This is a genomic window from Algoriphagus aquaeductus (assembly GCF_003253485.1).
GTDB classification, from domain to species: domain Bacteria; phylum Bacteroidota; class Bacteroidia; order Cytophagales; family Cyclobacteriaceae; genus Algoriphagus; species Algoriphagus aquaeductus.
On the sequence record NZ_QKTX01000014.1, the window covers coordinates 111,925 to 136,238 of the forward strand.

Annotated in this window: 25 protein-coding genes; 15 read left to right on the plus strand and 10 right to left on the minus strand. The window is 45.8% G+C overall.

Annotated elements, in window-relative coordinates:
* Positions 1-34: 34 nt before the first annotated feature.
* Both queD and CLV31_RS17070 read right to left on the minus strand, forming a co-directional pair.
* Positions 35-445 (minus strand): 6-carboxytetrahydropterin synthase QueD, encoded by a 411-nt coding sequence (gene queD, locus CLV31_RS17065; RefSeq protein ID WP_111394265.1) that lies wholly within the window; start codon positions 443-445, stop codon positions 35-37.
* The gene (locus CLV31_RS17070) at positions 442-2,238 is read right to left on the minus strand and encodes a hypothetical protein (RefSeq protein ID WP_220084348.1); all 1,797 of its coding nucleotides are present in this window, start codon (positions 2,236-2,238) and stop codon (positions 442-444) included. The genes queD and CLV31_RS17070 overlap by 4 nt, the downstream gene beginning before the upstream one ends.
* A 214-nt stretch (positions 2,239-2,452) precedes the next feature.
* Between CLV31_RS17070 and CLV31_RS17075 the strand changes: the two genes are divergently transcribed.
* The 6 genes from CLV31_RS17075 to CLV31_RS17100 all read left to right on the plus strand — a co-directional run bounded on the left by CLV31_RS17075 (position 2,453) and on the right by CLV31_RS17100 (position 8,007).
* A complete protein-coding gene (locus tag CLV31_RS17075) occupies positions 2,453-4,573 on the plus strand; it encodes a ribonucleoside triphosphate reductase (protein ID WP_111394267.1) in 2,121 nt (706 codons plus the stop codon).
* Positions 4,557-4,727 carry an anaerobic ribonucleoside-triphosphate reductase gene (gene nrdD / locus CLV31_RS22190; protein ID WP_111394269.1) on the plus strand — a complete coding sequence of 57 codons (171 nt, stop codon included), beginning with the start codon at positions 4,557-4,559 and terminating at the stop codon, positions 4,725-4,727. The genes CLV31_RS17075 and nrdD overlap by 17 nt, the downstream gene beginning before the upstream one ends.
* Positions 4,693-5,394, plus strand: coding sequence for an anaerobic ribonucleoside-triphosphate reductase activating protein (locus CLV31_RS17085; RefSeq protein ID WP_245943432.1), 702 nt, complete (start codon positions 4,693-4,695; stop codon positions 5,392-5,394). The genes nrdD and CLV31_RS17085 overlap by 35 nt, the downstream gene beginning before the upstream one ends.
* Positions 5,395-5,493: 99 nt before the next feature.
* Complete coding sequence (locus CLV31_RS17090; protein ID WP_111394307.1) at positions 5,494-6,618, plus strand: ATP-binding protein; 1,125 nt, start codon at positions 5,494-5,496, stop codon at positions 6,616-6,618.
* Positions 6,619-6,902: 284 nt separating this feature from the next.
* Complete coding sequence (locus tag CLV31_RS17095) at positions 6,903-7,292, plus strand: DUF302 domain-containing protein (RefSeq protein WP_111394271.1); 390 nt, start codon at positions 6,903-6,905, stop codon at positions 7,290-7,292.
* A 97-nt stretch (positions 7,293-7,389) separates the two neighbouring features.
* Positions 7,390-8,007 carry an HPP family protein gene (locus CLV31_RS17100; RefSeq protein ID WP_111394273.1) on the plus strand — a complete coding sequence of 206 codons (618 nt, stop codon included), beginning with the start codon at positions 7,390-7,392 and terminating at the stop codon, positions 8,005-8,007.
* Here CLV31_RS17100 and CLV31_RS17105 read toward each other — a convergent pair.
* From CLV31_RS17105 to CLV31_RS17130, 6 genes are all read right to left on the minus strand, one after another.
* Positions 8,004-8,477 (minus strand): hemerythrin domain-containing protein, encoded by a 474-nt coding sequence (locus tag CLV31_RS17105; RefSeq protein WP_111394275.1) that lies wholly within the window; start codon positions 8,475-8,477, stop codon positions 8,004-8,006. The two genes, CLV31_RS17100 and CLV31_RS17105, sit on opposite strands and share 4 nt — an antisense overlap.
* A gap of 100 nt (positions 8,478-8,577) precedes the next feature.
* On the minus strand, positions 8,578-9,027 hold the full coding sequence (locus CLV31_RS17110; protein WP_111394277.1) for an OsmC family protein: 450 nt from the start codon (positions 9,025-9,027) through the stop codon (positions 8,578-8,580).
* A gap of 19 nt (positions 9,028-9,046) precedes the next feature.
* Complete coding sequence (locus CLV31_RS17115; protein ID WP_111394279.1) at positions 9,047-11,383, minus strand: nitric-oxide reductase large subunit; 2,337 nt, start codon at positions 11,381-11,383, stop codon at positions 9,047-9,049.
* 66 nt (positions 11,384-11,449) lie between these two features.
* Positions 11,450-11,887, minus strand: a complete 438-nt coding sequence (locus CLV31_RS17120) for an RrF2 family transcriptional regulator (protein ID WP_111394281.1) — start codon at positions 11,885-11,887, stop codon at positions 11,450-11,452.
* A gap of 200 nt (positions 11,888-12,087) precedes the next feature.
* The gene (locus CLV31_RS17125; protein WP_111394283.1) at positions 12,088-12,699 is read right to left on the minus strand and encodes an MCP four helix bundle domain-containing protein; all 612 of its coding nucleotides are present in this window, start codon (positions 12,697-12,699) and stop codon (positions 12,088-12,090) included.
* Between the two features lie 272 nt (positions 12,700-12,971).
* Positions 12,972-13,394 (minus strand): GreA/GreB family elongation factor, encoded by a 423-nt coding sequence (locus tag CLV31_RS17130; RefSeq protein ID WP_111394285.1) that lies wholly within the window; start codon positions 13,392-13,394, stop codon positions 12,972-12,974.
* Between the two features lie 409 nt (positions 13,395-13,803).
* On the opposite strand from CLV31_RS17130, the gene CLV31_RS17135 reads away from it, so the two are divergent.
* The 9 genes from CLV31_RS17135 to CLV31_RS17175 are packed head-to-tail and all read left to right on the plus strand — an operon-like array spanning position 13,804 to position 22,613.
* Entirely contained in the window at positions 13,804-14,235 is a 432-nt protein-coding gene (locus CLV31_RS17135; protein WP_111394287.1) for an RrF2 family transcriptional regulator, read from the plus strand.
* Between the two features lie 50 nt (positions 14,236-14,285).
* Positions 14,286-15,005: an iron-sulfur cluster repair di-iron protein gene (gene ric / locus CLV31_RS17140; RefSeq protein ID WP_181452661.1), complete on the plus strand. Its 720-nt coding sequence runs from the start codon at positions 14,286-14,288 to the stop codon at positions 15,003-15,005.
* 28 nt (positions 15,006-15,033) lie between these two features.
* Entirely contained in the window at positions 15,034-16,809 is a 1,776-nt protein-coding gene (locus CLV31_RS22080; RefSeq protein ID WP_245943433.1) for a c-type cytochrome, read from the plus strand.
* Between the two features lie 20 nt (positions 16,810-16,829).
* Complete coding sequence (gene nosZ / locus CLV31_RS17150) at positions 16,830-18,788, plus strand: Sec-dependent nitrous-oxide reductase (protein WP_111394289.1); 1,959 nt, start codon at positions 16,830-16,832, stop codon at positions 18,786-18,788.
* 54 nt (positions 18,789-18,842) lie between these two features.
* The gene (locus CLV31_RS17155) at positions 18,843-19,412 is read left to right on the plus strand and encodes a hypothetical protein (RefSeq protein ID WP_111394290.1); all 570 of its coding nucleotides are present in this window, start codon (positions 18,843-18,845) and stop codon (positions 19,410-19,412) included.
* 41 nt (positions 19,413-19,453) lie between these two features.
* Entirely contained in the window at positions 19,454-19,888 is a 435-nt protein-coding gene (locus CLV31_RS17160; protein ID WP_111394291.1) for a nitrous oxide reductase accessory protein NosL, read from the plus strand.
* Positions 19,889-19,890: 2 nt separating this feature from the next.
* Positions 19,891-21,123 carry a nitrous oxide reductase family maturation protein NosD gene (locus CLV31_RS17165; protein ID WP_111394292.1) on the plus strand — a complete coding sequence of 411 codons (1,233 nt, stop codon included), beginning with the start codon at positions 19,891-19,893 and terminating at the stop codon, positions 21,121-21,123.
* On the plus strand, positions 21,110-21,853 hold the full coding sequence (locus CLV31_RS17170) for an ABC transporter ATP-binding protein (RefSeq protein ID WP_111394293.1): 744 nt from the start codon (positions 21,110-21,112) through the stop codon (positions 21,851-21,853). The genes CLV31_RS17165 and CLV31_RS17170 overlap by 14 nt, the downstream gene beginning before the upstream one ends.
* Positions 21,846-22,613: an ABC transporter permease subunit gene (locus tag CLV31_RS17175; RefSeq protein WP_111394294.1), complete on the plus strand. Its 768-nt coding sequence runs from the start codon at positions 21,846-21,848 to the stop codon at positions 22,611-22,613. Before CLV31_RS17170 ends, CLV31_RS17175 begins: the two co-directional genes overlap by 8 nt.
* Positions 22,614-22,694: 81 nt before the next feature.
* Here CLV31_RS17175 and CLV31_RS17180 read toward each other — a convergent pair whose 3' ends face one another.
* Positions 22,695-23,408 carry a hypothetical protein gene (locus tag CLV31_RS17180; protein WP_146250921.1) on the minus strand — a complete coding sequence of 238 codons (714 nt, stop codon included), beginning with the start codon at positions 23,406-23,408 and terminating at the stop codon, positions 22,695-22,697.
* A 582-nt stretch (positions 23,409-23,990) separates the two neighbouring features.
* Positions 23,991-24,269: an RNA polymerase sigma factor gene (locus tag CLV31_RS17190; RefSeq protein ID WP_317048786.1), complete on the minus strand. Its 279-nt coding sequence runs from the start codon at positions 24,267-24,269 to the stop codon at positions 23,991-23,993.
* Between the last annotated feature and the right edge of the window lie 45 nt (positions 24,270-24,314).

Here is a 24,314-nt window from a genome sequence, read left to right on the forward strand (position 1 = left end):
CGAATCCCTAATTAAAAGACAAAAACATCCTGTATTATTTTTCCCATGAAGCATAGCTGCCGGAGGTCTCATAAAGTTTGAGTTTGGTGAGCGCCAAGCCTTGGGGCAGGATTCGGGAAACTTCCCGCACGATCCATTCGATCATCCGTTCGGCTGTGGGTTCGGTTTCCATCCAGGTGACTTTTCCTGAATAGTCCGCGAAGATCATTCGATTTTCGGGATTGTCTTTCAAAATCAGACTGTGGTCAAAATGGGAGAGGACCGTGTTCTGAAGGATCAGTTTCAAATTCTTGAAATCCATGATCATGTCTGTTTCCGGATCAATGGGGCCGCATAGGGTCACTTCAAGTTTGTAGGTATGTCCATGGATTTGACTACAGGCACCGGAGTAATTACTCAGACGATGGGCTGCCTCAAACTCGATTTTTTTGGTAATGCAGATCATTTGGACTCCATGAGTGCAGGTTGGAATTTTTCCAGTTGGGATAGGGCCTCATAGAGCTGTTCCTTCATGTTTTGGATCACTTCTTCGGTGTCCACTTGGAATTGATCAATCAGGGATTGGTAATATTCGGTGCCTTTTTGGAGGTTGGTTTTAAACTTTTCCAGATAGCCGGCTTGCTTGGCATTCACCTCGGGGCCCAGCTTTTCCCATTCGTTTTTGAGGTAATCGATGTAGAGTTGCAACTCTTTCACAAAAACGTGTGGTCGATCCTGGTCGAGTTGAAGTCTGATTTTTCCATAGATGTGCCCCACCATTTCTTTCAGGCTGAAAATGCCTTTGAAGTAGGCCAAATTGGGTCCGGGACAAATGGTCACTGCGTTGAGATTACGCTTGGGTTGTCCTTCGTTGGCCAGGATAGCCGGTGCGCTCAATCCTTCGCAGAGGCAGTCTTTGGCTAGTGTTTCCTCCAAATCAGCCTTAGAAATAGCTCCGTTTTGAAACAGTTTGGTTTTCAGATTTTGATACTGTCTGGAGGCGGTGCAGATGGGCTTTTCGGTGAATTCGGTGCTGAAAGTGAGGAATTTTTTGTAGCAAGGGCTGCCGGGCCGATTGTTTTCTATCCGTCTTTTGCGTTGGTCTTCTCCACTGGATGTGCGAAGATTATTGAAAGGAACGCCTAGTGGGGAAGCATAGCTGAGGAAATAGTCGGACTTTTTGGCCTCTAAAATCCGTTGCAGCGTGTCCTCGTCGACTGAAGTGGCTTCAGGCACCAGCAGAAAGGGACTGCCCCAGCCTGTGCCGTCAAGTTGGTAATAGGTTCTTAAAAAATGATCCTCCTCATGCGTGCCAATGCCGCCCTGGTAGGTGATGTTTAATGGTGGAGTTTGGCGGAATTGATTTTTTCCTTTTTCAAGAATAGCCTGTTGACAGGTTTCAAAGAGGGTGGATCTGAGGTCTTTTTTATTGACTTTGAATTCTTCCAGAATCGGTCCGATCAAAAATCCATCAGTAGCAAAAGCATGCCCGCCACAGTTGAGTCCGGATTCGATGCGGAACTCAGAAACCCACAAGCCTTTTTTCGCCAAAAACTTCCCCTGGATCAGTGCCGAGCGATAATCGCTGACTTTGAGGATGATCCTTTTTTTGACGATTCCGCTTTTGTCCGGGAAAAAGTCCTCAAACTGCTCAGCATAGGCATATAAGGCAGGATTCATTCCTGCGGAAAAAATCACTGCACCTGCCAGTCTGCTGTTTGCAAATCCCCTCAGGGCAGAGAGGGCGTCCGAATATTCCCGGGGTAAGTTGATGCCGTTTTCGTCATAGTTGAGCTTGTCCACTTTGGTCATGATGTTGACATCGATGCTGCCGGGTTGGATCATCTCTCTGATTTCGTCGAAGTATTTACGCTGTTGATTTGGCTCAGCTCGTAGGGCTATTTCCATAAGCCCATGCATAGGGTGATCGCTTGGCAACAGTTCCAGGTACTTCTGAAGTGACTCATCTTCCAGCGTTTCAAATCCTTTGATTGTTTCCAGTTTGGTTTCCACCAGATCTTGAATGAGGTTGAGGTAAGCCTTGATTCGTTCAGCACGGTAATCTTGTAGCTTTTCAGAAATAGGAGTGAATGCCAGGCCCGATTTTTCGGAGTAGATTTTTCTCATTTCTTCCAGCAAGTGATCATCCATGATTGAAACCACACTGGATATGCCCCAAGGGGCGACTTTGATCGGGGTGTCTACGGTGTAGCCTAAGCCCATCACGGGAATATGGAAGGAATGCGGAGAAGGAATCATTATTGAATCAGGTTATGCGAAAGGTCAATAGATTGCAAGCAGCAAAGCTACCCTCATTTTTTAGGGTCTAAAAGGAAGTAAGGCGGTAATTTCGGAGTAAAAAGTATGATTTATATCAGGCCTTAAAATGAGGATAATTAGCCCCCTTTTTTTCTTGGTAGTGTGCTTTTTGATTCATATTAGAGGATCAAATAGTCCTTTAATTGGGTGATTTATGGAAAAGTATGTAATCAAAAGAAATGGAGAATATGAGCCTTTTGCACTCTATAAAATTGAAGATGCCTTAAAAAAAGGTTTTCAAAGTGTTTCGACCGTATACGACGATCAGGTTTTTGGCCGAATTCTCTACCGGTTGGATTCAAAAACCACCTGGGCGGTAGAAGAAATCCAAGATCTGATCGAAAAGGAGTTGTACTGGGCCGGCCACTTCGAAGTCATGCGCTCCTTTATGCTCTATCGTCATACCCGCAAGCTGCAGCGTGAACACGTGGCAGGGCTCAACGAAGACACCACCTACGTGGACAGCACGCAGACCATCGAGGAATACATCAAGCAGACGGACTGGCGGATCAATGCCAACGCAAACACCTCCTATTCCAATGCCGGCTTGGTCAACAATGTGGCCGGGAAGATCATCGCTAACTATTGGCTGGACAAAGTATATAATAAGGAGGAAGGTTATGCCCACCGCAACGGGGATATTCATATTCATGATTTGGACTGTCTTACGGGTTATTGCGCAGGGTGGAGCCTGAGGGGTTTACTCAACGAAGGGTTCAATGGGGTTCGTGGCAGGGTCGAAAGTCGGCCTCCTGCCCATTTTCGCGAGGCTTTGGGGCAAATGGCTAATTTTCTCGGGATTCTTCAGAGCGAGTGGGCCGGTGCTCAGGCCTTCAGTTCTTTCGATACCTACTTGGCTCCCTATGTTTTCAAAGATCAGCTTAACTATAAGGAGATCTTAAAAGCCATCCGGTCATTTGTCTATAATCTCAATGTTCCCGCCCGTTGGGGTCAGTCGCCGTTTACCAATGTGACCCTGGACTGGGTGGTACCGGAAGATCTCAAGGATCAGATGCCGACCAGAAACGACCTGCATCTGTTCCTGGGAATTGATTCGGACCTATTGATGGAAAAGGCCAAAAAGCGCGGAGTAAATTCTCTGGAGGACTTGACCTACAAACATTTTCAACCCGAAATGCAGCTGATCAATAAGGCTTACTACACCATCATGACCGAGGGCGATGCCAATGGACAGCCGTTTACCTTTCCGATTCCCACGGTGAATATCACCGAGGACTTTGACTGGTATGGCCCAAATACGGATTTGCTTTTTGAAAACACCGCCAAAATCGGCTCTTCGTACTTCCAAAACTTCATCGGCAGTCAATATACCTATGATGATAACGGCCAAAAGGTCGAAAATCCCCATGCATACAAACCCAACGCCGTTCGCTCGATGTGCTGTCGACTTCAATTGGATCTCCGTGAACTCCTGAAAAGAGGCAATGGGCTTTTCGGTAGTGCGGAGATGACCGGAAGTATCGGCGTGGTCACGATCAATATGGCGAGATTGGGCTATTTGTATGCAGGAAATAAGGAGGGACTCTATGAACGTCTGAATTACCTGATGCAGATTGCCAAGTCCACCTTGGAGAAAAAGCGGGTCTTCATTCAGGAAATGTATGACCGGGGTCTGTACCCTTATACCAAGCGCTACCTGAAGCATTTTCGAAACCACTTCTCTACCATCGGCGTGAATGGTCTCAACGAGATGATTCTCAATTTTACTGGCGGAAAAGAAGCTATTACCGGAAATTATGGCCAAAATCTAGCAGTGGAACTCCTCGAATATATCCGCAATCGGATGAAGGAATTCCAAGAGGAAACGGGTAATCTCTACAATCTCGAGGCCACCCCTGCCGAAGGCACCACCTATCGATTTGCCAAGGAGGACAAAAAACGCTTTCCTGAGATCATCCAAGCCGGAATGGAAGAAAACATCTACTACACCAACAGCTCCCAAATCCCGGTTGATTTTACCGATGACCCATTTGAGGCCTTGATGCTGCAGGACGAACTCCAATGCAAATACACCGGCGGTACAGTCCTTCACCTCTACATGCGGGAGAAAATCTCATCGCCCGAGGCCTGTCGCCGTCTGGTGAAAAAAGTATTGTCCAACTTCAAGCTACCCTACATCACCGTGACGCCGGTTTTCAGTATTTGCCCGGTTCACGGCTACCTCAATGGCGAACACGAATATTGTCCTCAATGCGACGAAGCCCTTTTGAATGACTTAAACCAAAATCCAATCCACTATGCAGACAAACACTAAGCAAATCGAAACCCAAACTTTACTTCAACTCCACGAGGAGAAGCGCACCAAATGTCTGGTCTATACCCGCGTGATGGGCTACCACAGACCTGTAGAGAGTTTCAACATCGGCAAAAAAGGTGAACACAAACAACGCACCCATTTCAACGAGTAGCCTGGAAAAGGGGAGACCTGTCTTCAGCGTCTCCCCATTTACCTTGCTGGATTTCCCGGACCGCACGGCCTGCATCCTTTGGTTTGCCGGCTGCAACATGCGCTGTGGCTACTGCTACAATCCGGAGATTGTCTTGGGCAAAGGAAAATTGAGTTGGGAACATGTACAGGATTTTTTGATTTCCCGGAGGAGATTGCTGGATGGGGTGGTCTTTAGCGGGGGAGAATGCACGATTCATCCTCAGGTGATTCCGTTTGTGAGCGAAGTGAAAAAGATGGGTTTTGAGGTGAAGATCGACACCAACGGCAGTCGGCCCGAGGTCATCCGACAACTGATTGAGGAAAATCTACTGGACTATGTGGCCCTGGATTTCAAGGCTATGCCAGAAAACTACTGGAAAATCACCCGTTCTGATTTGTTTGCTTCCTTTGAAAAATCCCTCGAAATCCTCATCCCATCCAAGGTTCGGTTTGAGGTGCGGACCACTGTTCACTCGGATCAATTAACAGCCAGAGATCTTCAGGCTATGGAAACTTGGCTGAGGGGAAAGGGCTACGCAGGCACCTATTATTTGCAGCATTTCCGGGGAGATAAGCAGACCTTGGGCGATTTGGGTGAAAGCAAAAAACAAACCTTGAAAACCGAATCAGGCGTGTGGAGGAATTGAGGCTAAATTCTTTTCCAAAATGCCCAATTCACCAAAAAGCATGACTTTTGGTGAATGAATTCACCAAAAAGCATTACTTTTGGTGAATTGGTAAAATTTATGATAGAAAGAATTCTCAAGAAAAGGATCTCCGATCAGCTATTCAAGGGAAAAACTATTGTGCTAATCGGAGCAAGACAGGTAGGAAAAACGACTCTTATCCAAGAAATCCTAAGAGATATGGAGTTTTTGTTCCTTAATGGAGATGATCCATTGATCAAACAGCAGCTGACCAACCCCAACACGAAGCAAATTGAAACGCTAATAGGGAGTTCAAAAATCATTTTTATTGATGAGGCCCAGCGGATCGAGAATATTGGCCTTACTGCTAAAATAATCCATGACCAATTCAAGCACGTCCAATTAATCCTCAGTGGTTCTTCTGCCTTCGAACTCAGAAATAATACGAATGAACCTCTCACCGGAAGAAAGTTTGAGTATGCTCTTTATCCGATTTCTTACGAAGAATATGAAAAGTCAGTGGGGTATATCGATGCCCTTCGTGATTTTGAAAGCCGATTGATTTATGGCTTTTACCCTGACGTCATCAATCAGCGGGGCGAGGAGCGTCAGATTTTAAATGAGATAACCCAGAGTTACCTCTTTAAGGATATTCTATCCTTTGCAAACATCAAGAAACCTGATGCTTTGGGAAAAATACTCCAAGCGTTGGCTTTTCAAATCGGCAATGAGGTTAGCTATAATGAATTGGCGCAATTGACAGGAGTGGATAAAAACACGGTGTCTAATTACATTCATTTGCTGGAGCTTTCCTGTATTATTTATCCATTGACTTCATTTAGCAGAAATCTCCGAAATGAAATTAAGACGAATAGGAAAATCTATTTTTATGACAATGGAATCCGGAATGCCATTATCCAAAATTTTAACCCCATTGAGTTTAGAAATGATATTGGAGCATTGTGGGAAAATTTCTTGATGACCGAACGGCTCAAGCGCAATCACTATCACAGAGTTTTCGCCAACACTTACTTTTGGAGAACTAAGCAGCAACAAGAAATTGATTATTTGGAGGAGGCAGACGGGAAGTTGTCTGCTTTTGAATTCAAATGGAATACGGGTGCAAAAGTGAAAATACCTTCTGCCTTTCAGGACGCCTATTCTGCAGATTTTAAAGTGATCACCAGAGAAAATTTTAGAGAATTTGTTGGGGTTTTTGGCTAGTCAAATTCGACTTTAGCTAGAAATGATGGTGAGTGCCTTTTCCGTATTAAGTATTGTGAATACTCTTATTCTGACGAGAATGTAAAAATAGATAGAACCAAATCTATCTAAATGGACAAAAATGTCAAAATAAGGGAAAACATGGAGTTTTTAACTCTTATTCTCACAGGCTCCATCAGGATTGAAGGGGTTAAAAAAGATCATAGATTGTAACCCAAGTCACTGTCCAAAAGGACTTTTTGATCGAGTTTTACTTTTGGTATTTACCTCAAACCCTTCTAGCCATGACTTACTACCAATCCCGTACCCTCAAATCAGCCGATTTGGCTACCCTCCGAACCAAAGTGGAAACAGGCCTAAAAGAAGTTGGATTTGGCATCCTGACCGAAATCGACATTCAGGCCACGATGAAAAAGAAGTTGGACAAAGACTATCCGCCTTTTCTGATTTTGGGCGCTTGTAATCCGGTTTTTGCGGATAAGGTGTTGACTGCCGAGCCGCATGTCAGCACACTTTTACCCTGCAATGTGACCATCCGAAGTCTTGGAGGAGAAGACTATGAGGTGACGATCATGGACCCTGCGGCGGCGATGTCGGTGGTGCAAAACCCGGCGATTGAGTCGCTAGCAGGAGAAGTAAGAGGCAAATTGATGAGTATGTTGGAGGGGCTATGATCTGCGCAACTGATTTTTAAAATTTGGAGAAAGAGAAGTAGCGGACAGATTGGTTAAGGGAGTCTCTTGTCCTATTTTTGGGGCTTGCTTATATCCTATGCCTACTCAAAAAATCAAAAGAGGTCTGCGAAAAGCACGGCTCATCGCCTATCGGGAGACTTCCCACAATCCCATTGATAACCTTTGGGCATTTGTAGGATCATTTTTGGGACTGAGCAGTATCGGTTTGATGCAAAATGTTTTCCATACCGTGGGAAATATCGATGCCTTGTTTTTGATCGGGGCCTTTGGGGCGAGTTCGGTTTTACTTTTTGGAATGACCAACAGTCCTGCGGCCCAGCCCAGAAAATTGATCTTTGGAAGCCTGATCTCTGCTTTTATTGGGGTAAGCGTCTATAAACTTTTCTCCAGTACAGCATACATCTGGATTTCTCCCGCCTTGGCGGTTTCCTTGTCCATTTTGGCGATGCAATACACCAAAACCCTTCATCCTCCGGGCGGGGCCATTGCCCTGATTGCCAATATCGGTTCGGAAGAAGTGAGACAAATGGGGTATTTCTATGTGATCAATCCGGTGATGACAGGGATTTTGACCCTTTTTCTGTCCTCGATTTTGATCAATAACCTCTCCAAAAACCGACTTTATCCCTATTGGGATGTCAATATCCGGAGGCTGAGCTACTGGGAAAAAATTCAGTTTTGGAAGAGGCGCTAGCTGCCAATGATCCAAAACGGATCGTCCCCATTCTCCACAAATTTTTCCCGATCACCCTGCGCTGCGATTACTTCCAGTTGTGCGGAAGTGGCTTTTTCCTGAATGACCGAAAAAAGTACCCGCTCCTCGAATCGGATATGTTTTTCCAGGTCCTCTTCGATTTGCCCCAGGGTCTTCGCTGGATTTTCCCAGGTGAAAAAGAGCTTTCGTAGGCGCTTATGCTCACTCAGGGCTTGCTTGATCATCGGATCATCCTCCGGCAAAATGGGGAAAATGAGTTTTTCTTCCTCTTCGAAATGAGCCTGCAAGTGATTTTCCCAAAACCATTCGCAATAGGTCTTCATTCGGTCGGGTTCAACGCCCAGTTTGAATCCCTGCCGGATTTTCCAGCAAAGTAGAAGTCCATGATGGTGGTCATGGCTGAGATGATGGAGAGCAGGGTGGCGTTTGAGGGGTGTGGTTTTTGCCATGTTCTAAGGTAAGTTAAGCACTGTTTCCAATTCCTATTTTAGCAAGAAAAAAGACGGACCCAAGAGATCCGCCCTTTTTGACCTTTGCTACTGATTGGAATTAATGAAGTTCGAGTTGAAGAATAGTCGGTGTCATTTTGATTTCTGATTTGATCGAATGGGAGATCAGGCAGGCTTTTTCGGCTTTTTCCAGCACTTTTAGGCCCCGTTCTTCTTTTTCTCCCGGGCTGAGCGTGAGTTCGGGGAAGAGATGCACCTCAGTCATCATCCATTTTCCATCTTGCTTGGCCAGTGTTCCAGTGGCCTTGCAGGTGAATTTTTCAATTTTCAGATTGGAATGGTCAGCCACGGAGAGAAAGGTGGTCATCAAGCAGGAGCTGACTGCAGCGGTGAAGAGGTGCTCCGGGGACCAAATGCCCGGTACTCCATGGGGAAATTCCGGTGGAGTGGCACATTCGATGAGGTTTTCGAGTTCGGGACTGCTCAGCTGTCCGATTCGTCCGTGATTCCACTCAAGGTTGACGGCATAGTCATGCGTAGGGTCGTGCATAGTTTAAGGGTATTTGGAATTAATAAACTTCTACTTCTTTTCGCTCCTGATGGAAGCGGTTGAGAACAAAGGGTTGATCAGGTTTTAGGTTTCTGGCGCTTTTTAGAACCATCCAGGTAAGAGGCAAAACGCCTCCAAGGAGGAAAATGGAACCACCAACAATTCGCAGCCAAGTCATGGTTTGGAAAGGGGTGCTTTGGATGAATTCCTGGGATCGGGCAAACCAATACCCTTGATCCATCACCGTAAAGAGTTGATGCAATCCGGCTGGGAAGAGGTCCAGCACGACCATAAACACCAAGCCCAGATTGATCGACCAGAAGGAAACTTTGACCAAGCGGGGATTCCATGTATCGGACTTGGTCAGGTAGCGAAGGGCAAATAAGATTGCCGCAATGGATAAATTCCCATACACGCCCATCAAGGCTGCGTGCCCGTGATTGACGGTGAGATAGGTGCCGTGCTCGTAGTAGTTAGCGATGGGTAAGTTGATAATTAAACCAAAAACACCCGCTCCGAAGAAATTCCAGAAATTGACCCCGAGGAGGTACAGAAATACACCGGGCATGGCAAAAAGCGAGGAGCGACCAGTTTCATTGTTTTTATTGGCCAATAGCTGAGGCATGCGCTGCATGCGCCAAGCTTCCAAAGTGAGCAAAATCAAGGGTACGACCTGAAGTGTGGAAAAGACCGAACCCAAAGCCAAAGTGCCTACAGGCTTGGCATTCCAGTAGAAATTGTGTGAAATCCCCAGCAATCCCGAACCCAAAAACAGCAAGGCAGCAAGATAAACGACTTTGGTCACCGCCTGCCGATTGACCAAGCCCATCATTACCATCATGTAGCCGACGATGATCGTGGTGAACACCTCAAAGAAGGCTTCCACCCACATGTGCACCACCATCCATCTCCAAAAATCGGCCACCACAAAATTGGTCTCTGGACTGGCCACGAAGCCGGATACCAGCAAAATCAAAATGCACACAACCGCATAGACCAGCCAATTGGGCAGTTCCCAGGGCTTGGCTTTATCCATCACGCCTTTCAGTCCCCGATAGACAATCACGGCCCATAAGGCAAAAACCGCCAAAAGCATGTATTGATACAGTCTTCCCAGCTCCACAAATTCCCAACCTTGGTGACCCAACCATCTGGAGAGCTTGCCCAGCATTCCCATCGGACCCATGTAAATCCCGACTACCGATCCGGCAACCAAAACAAAGAAGATGGCGAAAAGCAAATTGATGAGTTGGAGTTGACCTTTGGGCTCGCCTTTGGCCAAGAGAGGAAGGATAAAAAAGGAAATGCCTACCCAACAAGCTGAAATCCAATACAGGGAAATCTGCACATGCCAGCTGCGGGAGATTGTCACCGGAATCAAAGCCTGAAGATCAAATCCAAAGAAAGATGTGAACCCCACAAAGTCATGCACGGTCAAAACACCGGCGAGCACCTGAACCAAAAACAACAGAATGGCGACATAGAAAAACTTAAAGGTGGCCCGCTGGGTCGGTGTGGGTCGGAAAGTTCTCACTTTCTCCTCTGTTACCATTTCTGAGGCACCTTTGGCATAGTATTCCTCAGTTAGCTGCTCAAACTGCCCGTAGTAGTACATCACGGCTCCCAATCCAAGTACCAATCCAAATAAGCCGAGGATGCTCCAAAGCATGGTAGAGGCAGTCGGAGTATTGCCGGCTTCAGGGTCAAAGGGCCAGTTGTGGGTGTAGCTGTACGTTTCTCCCGGTCGGGATACACTGCACACCCAAGCACCCCAATAGAAAAACTTGCTCAGTTGCTCGATTTCCTTGGGGTCGGTCAGATAGCCGGAAGGCTTGAAGGCTTCATGAAATTCCGGATCCCGAAAAACCCGCTGATAAAAGGTATTGATTTCATTGGCTGCAAAAGTTTGAGCATCACTCAATACAGCTTGATTGTCTTCCCCCTGGTACCGGTTTTCCTTGATTTCCTGCTTGACCAGTTCTTCGATACCCGCTTGGGCAACCGGATTTGGCTCGATTGGAAATTGCACCTGGTAAAACTCTTTCATGGACTCGGCCATTTCGTGCAGCGTTTGGGCGGTAAAATCCGGTCCACGCAGAGCCCCGTCACCAAACATGCTTCCGTATTCCATCAGTGCATAGCGATGAAAAACCTCCTGTCCGGCCAAAATATCTGCCTTCGAGATGACCACATTTCCTTTTGAATCCACATAATCCGGGATCGGAGGGGCTTCATTGTAGGTCTGATAGCCAATGAAAATCAAGCCGCTGATACTCACGGTGAAGATCAGGAGAAAGGGAAGCCACCAGTTTTTGGGCTTCATCAGGTAGGTTAGGAAGCTGGGTTCTGTCTTCATGGATGGGTGGGTAAAGGGTTATTTCATATTTAAGACTATTTATTCCTAATTAAGGGTATAAAAATATCAATCATCCAAACGGACTTCTTGAGTTCGGATTTTTTCACCCAAAAGAGCCAGGCTGGTTTCGGAGAAGTTATGTTGGAGTTTCGTTTTCACCTCTTTCCAAAATTCATGCACAGGGCAGGGCTTAGCTGAGCCACAATGTGGCAATCCGATCAGGCATTTGTCAAAGTAATCGTCTCCTTCTAGAGCCTTGATCACCTCGAGTAGCATGATTTCCTCGGCTGGTTTAGCGAGTGCAATTCCCCCCGAGGGACCCCGATAAGAGATGAGAAGACCCTTTTCGGTGAGTTCACGGAAGATTTTGGTGACAAAATGGAAAGACAATCCCAAGTCATCCGAGATTTGTCGGATGCTGAGGTATTGACTGTCCGGAGGATAGGCTACCAAGTAGAGCAAGGCTCGCAATCCATATTTTCCGACTTGGGAGAGGGCTTTCAAGTGATACTTTTTTGCTGTTGGTGAATACTTGGATAGTCTTTGACTGGAACTCCTTTGCCATAAGGATTCTCAAAGGCACTTTAATTAAGAGCAAAGAGTCCGAAATAAGCAGAGTAAAACTGATAAATCAAAATCGGGCAGGAGAAAATTCCGCATTACTTGGAATTTAAGGTGCCGTGTCCGCTCGGACAAAGGACAAATTAATTCAGTTGAGACGGTGCTTTTGGCGCCGAACTTAGGGTCTTCGAGGCAAACAAAATAGCCTGAACTACCAAAGCCGCAATGATCAGCAGGGCTATTTCCAACTGCGCATGGGCGGCGTCTGAGGAGAAAATTCTGCCCGTTTTGCTGACCAAAGCCTCAGCTTCTTTGACCTGGATTTGAGAAAGGATCTTCAGTTCGCCAAAAGCCGCTTCAATTTGAGGATTGACATTTTTTCTTTCTTTGATCCCCAGCGACATATTCCAGGTGATTTTTTCAAAAGCATCAAAATGGGCTTTCTCTTCCGTCGTGAGTTGAGTCTCCAGGTAGTTGAGGTTGATTTGCTCCATGTTTTGCCAATGGGAATTCAGCTGGTTCTCATTCTTGTCCGGGTTGCTTTCCAGAATATGCTGGATCGAGCGCAGTTCGTCCGAGAGCTGCAAAATGTAGCTCTCGGCGATCAGTCGGTCTTCGTATATGGACTCAAAAGCTGTTTTGAGTTCCCGGGTTTGAGATCGTTCGGTCAGGTTGTTGACCAGGATGATTCCGATCACACCAGTCAATACCAAGGATGCTTTCAGTTTAGCAGGGATAGCGTAGGTCCATTTCATCTGTTTATAATTTGATTTTTAATGGTCAGATGGAATCTCGCATGGATTATAATCATCCCTCTGTGTGTCGCTTGCGTCATGCTCGATTTCATCTGTTTATAATTTGATTTTTAATGGTCAGATGGAATCTCGCATGGATTATAATCATCCCTCTGTGTGTCGCTTGCGTCATGCTCGATTTCATCTGTTTATAATTTGATTTTTAATGGTCAGATGGAATCTCGCATGGATTATAATCATCCCTCTGTGTGTCGCTTGCGTCATGCTCGATTTCATACCTGAACCGTTTGAGATGAAGCAGCGGGATTACCCGTGATGGGACTGTCTTTTTGAACCCGGTTGATCTGAAGTTTCTTCAATCCTCCCGGCAGCATCCACTCCACCGTCATTCCTTCTCTAAAACCGATCAAGGCCACCCCGAGTGGACTGAGAATGGAGATCCTGTTTTGTTTGAGGTCCGCTTGTTGGGGAAGGACCAGTTGAAAGTTCATCGTCTTTCCGCTGGAAAGTTCAATGACCTCAAACCGGGAGTTGAGCTGAATGATGTCTTCGGAAATGGCCCGGTCGGCGATGATTTCTGCCTTTTTAATTTCAAGTTGGAGTTGACTTACTTCTTTTCCTTTGAGATGGGAGGGGAGATTTTGAAGTAAGGTATGGATCGTTTTATAGTCCGAATGACTCAGAATTGGTTTCATGATTTTTAATTGTTTTTATCAGGGGGTACAAAAGGGAATAGGCCTGATCCCTGTTGGAATCGGCACTGTTCGTTAGGATATGGTGTACGGATTTTTGCCCTCCGTTTAGTTGACGGAGGGTTACCTGATAAAAGCTTTACTATGACATACTACCATCTTGGCAACCTCAACCGAATAGGTATCGGCAAGGAATGAAAAGTGGAAGGATAGTAGTGAGTGGAGTTTCATGTCTATAGAAAGGTACACAAAGATACCCCTTTATCCCATGATTTGCCAATAAGCCGGGAGAAATGAATACCTCTGGGTTTACGGCGAATCGAATCGGGAAAATATTTTTAAAAAAATATTACAGGATATTTTTGTCCTTTATTAATTTTCATTTACATTTGAGTCATCAATTCGTTAGCAGATGTTTTCCAAAGCCTGTAAATATGCAATCAACTCCATGGTTTTCCTGGCTACGCTACCGGAGGGTCAGGAGCGCGCCGGCCTGAAAGATATCGCCTTTGCGACCAACTCTCCGGAGGCGTTTACGGCCAAAATTCTCCAAACTTTGGTGCGGGAAAATCTCCTGTTATCCATCAAAGGTCCGCATGGAGGCTTCGAAATCAGTGAGGAGGGACGTAAAACACCCTTATATCGGATTGTGCAAGTAATCGATGGCGATTCCATTTTTATCGGATGTGCCTTGGGGTTGCAGGAATGCTCGGAGAAGCACCCCTGCGCAGTCCATCACAAGTTTAAGGCTATTCGGGACCACCTGACCGGCATGATGATGACTACCACCCTTCAGGATATGGCCCTGGGTATAAACACAGGTATCAGTTTCTTAAAAACTTAAAAAAATTTACCAAAATAAAAGATAAAAATATCCTTAAAAATTGAAATACTATGGCAACTATCGCAGAAAAGAAAGTAGGCAAAATCGTAGCGGAAAATTTTCGTACCGCAAAGGTGTTCACCGAGTTTGGAATCGACTTCTGTTGCAAGGGAGCGGTAAAACTTTCCGATGCTTGCTCCACCCGCGGGTTGGATCTCGATCAAGTAGTGGAAAAACTGGAAGTAGTCATGCAGGTGGCGGATCAGTCGCCCTATCAGGAAATGTCTCTCAGCCAATTGATTGACTACATCGTGAGTGTCCATCATAACTATGTGGAAGAGACCATTCCTGCATTGAAATTTTATGTAGAAAAAATCGAACGGGTGCATGGAGATCGTCATCCCGAGCTGACCCCGATCCGCGAAGAGTTTTTCGCAGCAGCCGATGCGCTCACCATCCACATGAAAAAAGAAGAATTCGTTCTCTTCCCTTACATCAAAGCGATGGAAGAGGCCCAGCTCAACAATTTCCCATTATCAAAGCCTCATTTCGGGCATATCGAAAATCCCATTGCTATGATGGAAGATGAGCATGATACAGAGGGGGAGCGGTTCAGAAGAATCGATTCCTTGACCCAAGGATATACCCCTCCGGTAGATGCCTGCCAAACCTATCGGGTAGCCTTCTCTATGCTGCAGGAATTTGAGGAAGACTTGCATACTCACATTCACTTGGAAAACAATGTCCTGTTTCCCAAAGCGATGGTTCTTTATTCTCAATTAAATTCTTAAATTAAAAAAACCTTTTTGTCCGAATATCATGAGGATTTCTAAACCAAACGAATTGTTTACACGCATTTGGATCCGATGGGCGCTGGTCTTTTTTCTGGTAGCCGCTCTCTTGGGGCTGATCATGCGTGCTTTTCATCTGGTGGAAATTCCTATGCTCGAATACCGTCACATTCTTCACACTCATTCTCATCTTGCCCTCTTGGGGTGGGGGTTTATGATGCTGATGGGTGGGATGATCTTCGGGGTCGAGCGTCGGACAAATCTGGCACAAAAGTACGGCTGGTTATTCATCGGTCTTTTGATTTCTCTAGTAGGCATGTTCCTGTCATTTCCTGTACAAGGCTATGGCGTTGTGAGTATTACCTTCTCTACCCTGTTTGTATTGGTGTCCTACAGATTTGTTTTCAAATTTTGGAAATCCTTACAGCAACAAGCTAATACCACAGGGATCCGATTGATCCGTTGGTCCTTGATCGGGTACCTGATTTCCACGCTCGGTTTATGGGCATTGGGTCCCGTCACGGTAAGCTTGGGTCGAATGCATGAATTGTACTTCATGACCATTCAGTGGTTTTTGCACTTCCAGCTCAATGCCTGGTTTGTTTTGGGGACACTTGGACTGCTCGTTTTTTTTGCTGAAGAAAGAGGTTTAAAGGTCCTCTATTCCAGTATTCAATTCGTAGCTTTACTTGCATCTGTGGTCTTGACCTATGCCTTGGTAATTACCTGGGCAGATCCCAGTCCGGTCTTTTTTTGGATCAATTCCCTGGCAGTGGTTCTTCAGGCTTTTGCCTATGCGGTCCTACTCAGAAAATTCTGGATCCTGCTTCCTTTACTCCAATTGGATGGATTTGTGAAGTTGATGATTCAATTGGCTATCCTAAGTCTCTTCGCGAAAGCCTTCCTCCAAATGCTATTGGTCCTACCCGAGGTTGCGGTCATTTCCTACACCATTCGGATGTATGTGATAGGTTTCTTGCACCTGGTGTTGTTGGGAGCGATGACCTTGGGTTTGGCGGGCTTGGCAATGGCTGAGGGAAGGTTTCCCATTTCGCTTTTTTCCAAACTAGGATGGATTTTGATCCTGCTTGGGTTTGTCGGTACCGAGGTATTGCTCTTTGGCCAAGGCACCTTGGTTTGGCTCAAACTCGGCTATTTAGAAAATTATCACCTCGGACTGTTTGTGTGCTCTTCCTTATTTCCATTGGGTTTGGGTATGGCATTTCTGTCTTTATTTTCTTCAACGTATTCCCTAGACCAACCTTTATTAACCCCTTCAATTTCTAATCAAAACAAATCCCAAACTATGAAAAAAACGATGATCTGGTCATTGGGCATCGTAGCGATGCTCATGACTTCATGCGGCGGCGGAAGTGAATCCCAATCCACTGCTTCAGATTCAGGTACCTCTACTACATCCGCCCCTGCGACAGCAGACCCCAAAGGAATCGGAGAAGTAAAAAGTGTCGAGTTAGGCTCCGGGGTGGATGGAGCTCTGGCTGATCAGGGAAAAGCAATTGTAGACATGAAATGTACTGCCTGCCATCAGTTGAATGACAAACGACTGGTAGGACCGGGTTTCCAGGGTGTGACCAACCGTAGACGTCCGGAGTGGATCATGAATATGATCACCAATGTGGATGTGATGTTGGATCAGGATCCGGAGGCACAAAAGCTGTTGGAGGAATGCCTCACCCGAATGCCCAATCAAAACATCTCTTTGGATGATGCAAGAGGAATTCTGGAGTACCTGAGAAAAAATGATGAAGAAAAGACCGGTCAGCGCGATGCTGCTGTGAAATAACCCAGTTAAACTAAAATCCAATGAACACACACAAATGGCTACTTGCTGCAGGTCTGATGGCGGCAGCAATAGCACCCGGATGTAAACCCAAAGGAGCCCAAAGTGCCATTACAGGCGATGCCGCTTCCAAGGTCTATGTAGCGCCAGGACAGCATGATGAATTTTACAACATCGTCTCGGGCGGTTTTAATGGTCAAATGTCCGTCGTAGGGCTTCCCTCCGGTCGGGTGTTTAAAATCCTTCCTGTATTTTCAGTTCACCCGGAAAACGGTTGGGGATTCTCTGAGCAAACCAAACCCATGTTGAACACCTCCCATGGATTTGTGCCTTGGGATGACCTTCACCATATCGCTATCTCCACCACCAATGCCGAGCACGATGCCCGATGGGCTTTTGGCAATGCCAACAATACGCCACGGATTGCTCGGGTGGATTTGACCCAGTTTAAAACGGTGGAGATCATTGAATTGCCCAATTCGGCAGGTAATCACTCCTCACCCTTTCTGACTCAAAACACCGAGTATGTGGTAGCAGGAACTCGTTTCTCCGTACCTGCCGATAATGGCCAGGATGTTTCCATTGATTCCTACAAAGACAATTTCAAAGGCTACATTTCCTTTATCGGGGTGGACCAGCAAACCGGTCACATGGATCTTTCTTTCCAGATCGAAGCTCCTCCATTCAATTTTGACTTGGCCCGTGCCGGAAAAAACAAGTCTCACGGATGGTTCTTTTTCTCTACCTACAATACCGAAATGGCGCATACGCTTTTGGAAGTAAATGCTTCGCAAAAGGACAAGGACTACATCATGGCGGTCAATTGGAAAAAGGCTGAAGAGTATATCAAAGCGGGAAAAGGCGTCAAGAAAAAAGTCAAATATGCGCACAACGTCTGGAATGAAGATACGCATTCGGCCACCTCTACCATCAAAGAAGAAGTATTGGTGCTCGACCCGAAAGAATTGAAGGATATCGTCTATTTCATTCCATGCCCTAAATCTCCGCATGGTACGGATACCGATCCAACCGGTGAATACATTGTAGGTTCCGGTAAGCTTGCTGCAGTGATCCCCGTATTTTCTTTCACCAAAATGCTCGCTGCCATTGAGAAACAGGATTTCGAAGGCACCCTCGATGGAATGCCGGTATTGAAGTACGAGTCCGTACTTCATGGTGAGGTCGAAAAGCCGGGGTTGGGTCCTTTGCACACCGAATTTGACGGGAAAGGTTTTGCTTACACCTCCATGTTTGTGTCTTCCGAAGTGGTGAAATGGAACATTGAAACCCTTCAGGTAGTGGACCGCGTGCCGACGTACTATTCTGTAGGTCACCTCAGCATCCCTGGCGGTCCCACAGGTAAACCTCATGGTAAGTATTTGGTCGCTTACAACAAAATCACCAAAGACCGATACCTGCCTACCGGACCTGAACTCGCTCACTCTGCACAGCTTTATGACATCTCAGGAGATAAAATGCAGCTGCTTTTGGACTTCCCAACGATCGGTGAGCCGCACTACGCAGAAGCTTTCCCTGCATCCTTGATCAAGGATAAACAGGTCAAATTCTATCCGATTGAGAAGAATCAAAGCCCGTATGCCCTCAAAGGAATCAACGATGCCCGAGTAGAACGAAAAGGTAATCAGGTCCATGTCTACATGACTTCGATCCGATCCAACTTTAGACCTGACAATATCGAAGGGGTGAATGTGGGTGATGAGGTGTACTTCCACGTGACCAATCTCGAACAGGACTGGGACGTGCCGCACGGATTTGCAATCAAAGGCGCCAATACCGCCGAACTGCTGATCATGCCGGGTGAGACCGCAACCCTGAAGTGGGTGCCTGACAGAACAGGTGTATTCCCCTTCTATTGTACGGACTTCTGTTCCGCACTTCACCAAGAGATGCAAGGCTACCTCAGAGTATCTCCCAAAGGATCCAATGTTCCCCTGAAGTACTCCACCGGAGTCTCTGAATAAAAAATCCACTTTCGCCGGTGGAGCGATTCACCGGCGAATTTCTACCCCCTTGCTATGAAATCCCTCAGTATTACCAACCGGTTGCTCATTCTTGTCGCAGTTTTGACCTTGATCCCAAGCTATTTCACTCCCCTTTGGCAGATCAGCCTGTGGGCACCTCAGTATCCCGAAGGGCTGAATATGAAAATCTGGATCGATCATCTCAGTGGCAATGTGGATCAGATCAACGGAGTCAATCACTACATCGGCATGAAGCATATCGGAGTGGAGATGTTTCCAGAGTTTACCTACCTCAAGTATGTGATGGGAGCGATCATCAGTTTGGGAGTGGTCTTTTTCCTGATTGGGAAAAGGTGGTCACTTTATTCCTTTCTTGGACTCTTGACCCTATTTGGCATTGCTATTCTGGCAGATATGTACCGCTGGGGCTATGAATATGGACATGAGCTTGACCCCAAGGCAGCCATCAAAGTGGAAGGGATGGTGTACCAGCCGCCGCTGATTGGATACAAACAACTCTTAAATTTTCTGGCTTACTCCGGTCCCGATACCGGTAGCTGGATTCTCATGGGTGGAGTAGGCATGTTGATGCTTGCTGTTTTCCTGGATTGGAAAGGGAAATAATGCCCAATAATAAACCAAAAGACCTTTAACTGACCCTTGCTATGAACCGATTATTGATTGCACTGATCTCCTTGATGGTATTGGCTGCCTGTAGTACCGATCCGCGACCTATTGTCCTTGGACAGGATGCCTGCCACCATTGTAAAATGACCCTGATGGATCCCAAGTTTGGAGCTGAACTGGTCACTGAAAAAGGCAAAATTTTCATCTTCGACGATGTCAACTGCATGCTAGGCTACATGGATTCCCAAAAAGGGAAAAGTCAAGTTTTTAAGCATGTCCTGGTCATGGACTACCTCAATCCGGGCACCCTGATCGATGCCAATATCGCCCATTACCTCAAGTCGCCCGAATTCAAAACCCCTATGGCTTCTGAGGTAGTCGCTTTCCCTGATTACCAACTTCTCAAAGAGTATAAAGCGAAAAATGGAGGCGTGTACCTCGCTTGGGGCGAACTCACCACTCAATTCAAATAGCCATGAAACGTATTATTTCATTGATTTTCATGTTGATCTTCTTCGGTTTTTCCGTGGAAGCAGCCAAGATCATTCTTAAGCCCGGCCAATCCATCCAAGCGGCAGTAGATCGGGCTGTGGCAGGTGATACGCTGATATTTTCTCCGGGGGTTTATACAGCATCAGCGGTTACGATCCGCAAGCCCCTGAGTCTGATCGGTGAAAACTACCCGGTGATGGATGGGGAAAACAAGGGCAATATTTTTCTCATTGCTGCTGAAAATGTATTGGTCCGGGGACTGAAATTTATCCGAACCGGAAAGTCTAACATGGACGATTCGGCTGCGATCAAATTCTTCGATTCCAAAAACTGCACGGTAGAAAACAACATCCTGGAAGATACCTTTTTTGGACTTCACTTTTCCAATTCTTCTAACCTGACCATCCGAAATAATAAAGTCAAAGCATCTGCTACGCGAGAATTCGAAGTTGGCAATGGGATTCATCTCTGGAAATGTAAAGACAATCTGATTGAGAAAAATGAGGTTTCCGGGCATCGAGATGGGATTTACCTGGAGTTTGTGACCAATTCCCTCGCAAAAGAAAACTTTATCCAAGGCAATATGCGCTATGGATTGCACTTCATGTTTTCGCATGACAATACCTATCTGAGAAACACCTTCAAAAGAAACGGGGCAGGTGTGGCGGTCATGTACACCAAAAACGTGACCATGCAGGAAAACCGATTCGAAGAAAACTGGGGCAGCAGCGCTTACGGCATCTTACTCAAGGATATCTCTGACAGCAAAGTCATCGGAAATACCTTTCAAAAAAACACGGTCGGCATCTATATGGAGGGCAGCAGTCGCATCCAGTTTAAAGAAAACAACTTCAGGGAAAACGGCTGGGCGCTGAAGCTCATGGCGAGTTGTGACCAAAACCTTTTCCAGGCCAATAACTTCTCCGGAAACACCTTTGACATCAGTACCAATGGCAACACCGTGCTCAATGAGCTCAAAGAAAACTATTGGGACAAATACGAGGGCTATGACCTAAACCGCGACAAAATCGGAGATGTGCCTTACCGTCCCATCAACCTATATAGCATGATCGTCGAGAAAATCCCAGCATCGGTGATGCTTTGGAGAAGCTTTATGGTGACCCTTTTGGATAGGATGGAAAAAATCCTGCCTACCATGACCCCCAACGAAATGATCGACCACTCCCCAAAAATGCGACCTTATGATTTCGGTTAAACACTTATCCAAAAAGTTTGGCAAGCTGCAGGTGCTGAAGGAATTCAATCTGGAGTTTGAGCTCGGAAACAGTTATGCGCTCATGGGGCCAAATGGCTCAGGAAAAACCACCCTGATCAAAACCATCCTGGGTATGGTTATTCCTGACAGTGGAGACATCATCGTCGGCAGTCAATCCATCAAAGGAGATGTGAACTACCGAAAGCAGATTGGCTATATGCCTCAGATAGGACACTATCCGGCTAATATGAAAATCGGACAGCTTTTCTCTATGATGAAAGACATGCGTCCCGAGATCAAAGAGTACGATCTGGAACTGGTGGAGGCCTTTGGGTTGGAGCAAATGAAAGAAAAGTCCATGGGAACCCTTTCGGGTGGTACTCGACAAAAAGTCTCTGCTGCCTTGGCTTTCCTGTTCAATCCGGAGATCCTGATTTTGGATGAACCTACCGCCGGATTAGATCCTATTGCAGTAGAAGTGCTAAAGGCCAAGATTAAAAAAGAGCGGGAGGAAGGGAAATTGATCCTGATTACTTCCCATATTCTGAGTGATCTCGAGGAGCTGACCAATCGGGCAATTTACATCTACGAAGGAGAGGTCTTTTTCTCCGATACCATTGAGGAGTTGAAGGAAATCACCGGAGAGAGCAAGTTTTCCCCCGCCATCGCCAAACTGATGCAGTGGACCCTAAAAAAAAAGTCAAGTAAAACTCAATTGAGCCATGTTTAAACTACTCAAGTACGCGCTTTACGATATTCTGAAATCCCGCTTTGCGATCATCTACACGGTGTTTTTGGCCTTGGTGGCGATTTCGATTTACCAGGTTTCGGATGATCTGAGCAAGGTGTCGCTCAGTCTGATGAATATCATGATCCTGTTTATTCCGCTGATTGCGGCTGTCTTTGCCACCACCCATTTTTACAACAACCTGGAGTTTATCGAGCTCATGCTCGCCCAGCCGGTGAAGCGGATTCATGTGTTTTTGAGTCAGTTGCTCGCTGTGGTGATCATGTTGAGTTTGTCGATTTTGCTGGGATTTGGGCTCCCCATGTTGCTTTGGGGGGCAGATAGCAGCTTGTTGACTTTGCTCGCAGTGGGGGTGGTTCTGAGTTCGGTGTTTGCCGGTTTTGCTTTTTTGGCGAGTGTGCTCACCAGAGACAAAGCCAAGGCTATCGGAGTCAGCTTGGCGCTATGGATTTATTTCTCGCTGGTCTATGATGGACTGGTGCTTTATGTGATTTACAGCTTTGCGGATTATCCTTTGGAGAAAACTACCTTGGCCCTCGTGATGCTCAATCCGGTGGATTTGGGCAGGATTCTGATGCTGATGCAGCTGGATATATCCGCTTTAATGGGCTATACCGGAGCGTTTTTCCAGCAGTTTTTCTCCAGTGGATCTGGGATTCTGATCTCGACAGGAATGCTGTTGATTTGGATGCTGATCCCAAATTTCCTTGCGACGAGGGTGTTTAGGAAAAGGGATTTTTGAAAGAAAAAAGCCTCTGAATTGATTCCAGAGGCTTTTTTGTCCAACATGTCTTAGATTTTAAGTATTCCTTGGTAAAGAAAGTCAATTGATCCTTTTCACTACCAGCCTGAATGGTACCGAGTAATACCCTCTGAAGTCTTTATTATTTCCGCCTGTCAATGCTGCGGTGGCCTCAGGATTTGAGGTGTCGGAATCAGTGGAACCTATTATCCAGGTAACAGTGTCGATTCTGGTGACGGTCACTTTATCTGTAACATAACCTGCGCCAATTCCATAATTGTAAATTAATCTGAATTCAACAGTGCCACTTGAATTGGTTCCCCAAATCCGCATCGCCATGACCTGACTGGTGCCCACGGGGATGTCCTGCATTTTATAAGGTGCGGGATCAACATCGTTAGCAAAAATATTCAACAAATAGTTGGCGGATAAATTTGGATTAATCGTGTACCCTGCACCGTCAGGAAAAATCAATTTTCTGGGATTTTTGATTCTTGTGTTACTGGTGGATAGGGAGAGGCTTCCATCTGGAGATGTGAACTGGGCTGAAATTCCGTCTATTCCATTTGTATAAGTTCCTTTTCCATCACTAGCAAGTTTTAAGTCATCTACAGTAACGGACAGGTAGATTTGTCCAGTGGAGCCTCCTCCTTTTCTGGCATTGGCATCGGATGGATCTGAAGCCACCGGTTCTGGGATTGACTTGTTTTCTGTCAATTGCTGCTGACCGGTTTCCATGCATCCGACTACAGCCAGACACAACAAAACTGTTGAGAATTTGATACTGCTTTTCATGTTAAGTTTGATTTGTTTGTTTGGTGAATATTAAAAGTTAACAGTAGTTGAATCGAAAAAAACTAGACAAAAAGCTGTAAACAACTTAAAAATAAATCCAACTTAGTCTGCTGATTTTCTTTGACTTAACTTGTTGAAAATGTACTTGAATAAGTAAATAAAAACAAATGAAAATTTTAGTAATAAATGCTAATTAATGGCCGGACTTTTTGAGTGATAGAAAGGTTTTGATGTCCCTGCGCCCTTGATACTAAAAAAATTATAGGACAAGGATGTTACGCTGATTCAATGGTATCCTCTAATCGCAGTTCAGGCTAATTTTCCCTTGTTGATGGTCTATTTGGATAATCTGGATAACCACTTTCTTGCCAATAGGCTTGACCAGCTTATGAAATTTCTCGAAAAAGATGAAATTAGGGATCCTTCGGTCGCTTGTACTGAACTTGTCGAAGTATCGGTCCTTCCTTCCGCTAGGCAGGCTTCCGACCCAATAATCAAAGAGGATTTGGCTGGTGGTGCCATGCCATGCAAACATATTGGATAAAAACCCTCAGTTTTTTTCAGGTTCTACTATTACCCCAATTAGGAAAGCCGATCGCGAAGATTAATCCTTGCTTTGATCAGGTGGTTTTTGACGGTGTTTTTTGAGATGCCCAATTCCTCTGCGATTTCCTGATAGGATTTATCCTCGAAGTAGGAGAGTTCCAGTACTTTTTTTCGCTGGTAGGGGAGTGTGTCCACCGCCGATTCCAGTCGTTGGAAAATCATCTCTTCGGCGGCCATTTCCTCACCGGTGCTGTCCTCAATCCTGTTTCCTGACTTCCGCGTTCTTTTCTTCGGTTTTTTGTAACTGATTGATATTTAATCTTGTATGATTTTGATTCGTTGATTTTGGGTGTCCCAGCC

What these genes read in the sequence shown, in the direction of transcription:
- queD (WP_111394265.1), bottom strand. Translation starts at nt 445, where the DNA reads ATGATCTGCATTACCAAAAAAATCGAGTTTGAGGCAGCCCATCGTCTG.
- CLV31_RS17070 (WP_220084348.1), bottom strand. Translation starts at nt 2,238, where the DNA reads ATGATTCCTTCTCCGCATTCCTTCCATATTCCCGTGATGGGCTTAGGC.
- CLV31_RS17075 (WP_111394267.1), top strand. Translation starts at nt 2,453, where the DNA reads ATGGAAAAGTATGTAATCAAAAGAAATGGAGAATATGAGCCTTTTGCA.
- nrdD (WP_111394269.1), top strand. Translation starts at nt 4,557, where the DNA reads ATGCAGACAAACACTAAGCAAATCGAAACCCAAACTTTACTTCAACTC.
- CLV31_RS17090 (WP_111394307.1), top strand. Translation starts at nt 5,494, where the DNA reads ATGATAGAAAGAATTCTCAAGAAAAGGATCTCCGATCAGCTATTCAAG.
- CLV31_RS17095 (WP_111394271.1), top strand. Translation starts at nt 6,903, where the DNA reads ATGACTTACTACCAATCCCGTACCCTCAAATCAGCCGATTTGGCTACC.
- CLV31_RS17100 (WP_111394273.1), top strand. Translation starts at nt 7,390, where the DNA reads ATGCCTACTCAAAAAATCAAAAGAGGTCTGCGAAAAGCACGGCTCATC.
- CLV31_RS17105 (WP_111394275.1), bottom strand. Translation starts at nt 8,477, where the DNA reads ATGGCAAAAACCACACCCCTCAAACGCCACCCTGCTCTCCATCATCTC.
- CLV31_RS17110 (WP_111394277.1), bottom strand. Translation starts at nt 9,027, where the DNA reads ATGCACGACCCTACGCATGACTATGCCGTCAACCTTGAGTGGAATCAC.
- CLV31_RS17115 (WP_111394279.1), bottom strand. Translation starts at nt 11,383, where the DNA reads ATGAAGACAGAACCCAGCTTCCTAACCTACCTGATGAAGCCCAAAAAC.
- CLV31_RS17125 (WP_111394283.1), bottom strand. Translation starts at nt 12,699, where the DNA reads ATGAAATGGACCTACGCTATCCCTGCTAAACTGAAAGCATCCTTGGTA.
- CLV31_RS17130 (WP_111394285.1), bottom strand. Translation starts at nt 13,394, where the DNA reads ATGAAACCAATTCTGAGTCATTCGGACTATAAAACGATCCATACCTTA.
- CLV31_RS17135 (WP_111394287.1), top strand. Translation starts at nt 13,804, where the DNA reads ATGTTTTCCAAAGCCTGTAAATATGCAATCAACTCCATGGTTTTCCTG.
- ric (WP_181452661.1), top strand. Translation starts at nt 14,286, where the DNA reads ATGGCAACTATCGCAGAAAAGAAAGTAGGCAAAATCGTAGCGGAAAAT.
- CLV31_RS22080 (WP_245943433.1), top strand. Translation starts at nt 15,034, where the DNA reads ATGAGGATTTCTAAACCAAACGAATTGTTTACACGCATTTGGATCCGA.
- nosZ (WP_111394289.1), top strand. Translation starts at nt 16,830, where the DNA reads ATGAACACACACAAATGGCTACTTGCTGCAGGTCTGATGGCGGCAGCA.
- CLV31_RS17155 (WP_111394290.1), top strand. Translation starts at nt 18,843, where the DNA reads ATGAAATCCCTCAGTATTACCAACCGGTTGCTCATTCTTGTCGCAGTT.
- CLV31_RS17160 (WP_111394291.1), top strand. Translation starts at nt 19,454, where the DNA reads ATGAACCGATTATTGATTGCACTGATCTCCTTGATGGTATTGGCTGCC.
- CLV31_RS17165 (WP_111394292.1), top strand. Translation starts at nt 19,891, where the DNA reads ATGAAACGTATTATTTCATTGATTTTCATGTTGATCTTCTTCGGTTTT.
- CLV31_RS17170 (WP_111394293.1), top strand. Translation starts at nt 21,110, where the DNA reads ATGATTTCGGTTAAACACTTATCCAAAAAGTTTGGCAAGCTGCAGGTG.
- CLV31_RS17175 (WP_111394294.1), top strand. Translation starts at nt 21,846, where the DNA reads ATGTTTAAACTACTCAAGTACGCGCTTTACGATATTCTGAAATCCCGC.
- CLV31_RS17180 (WP_146250921.1), bottom strand. Translation starts at nt 23,408, where the DNA reads ATGAAAAGCAGTATCAAATTCTCAACAGTTTTGTTGTGTCTGGCTGTA.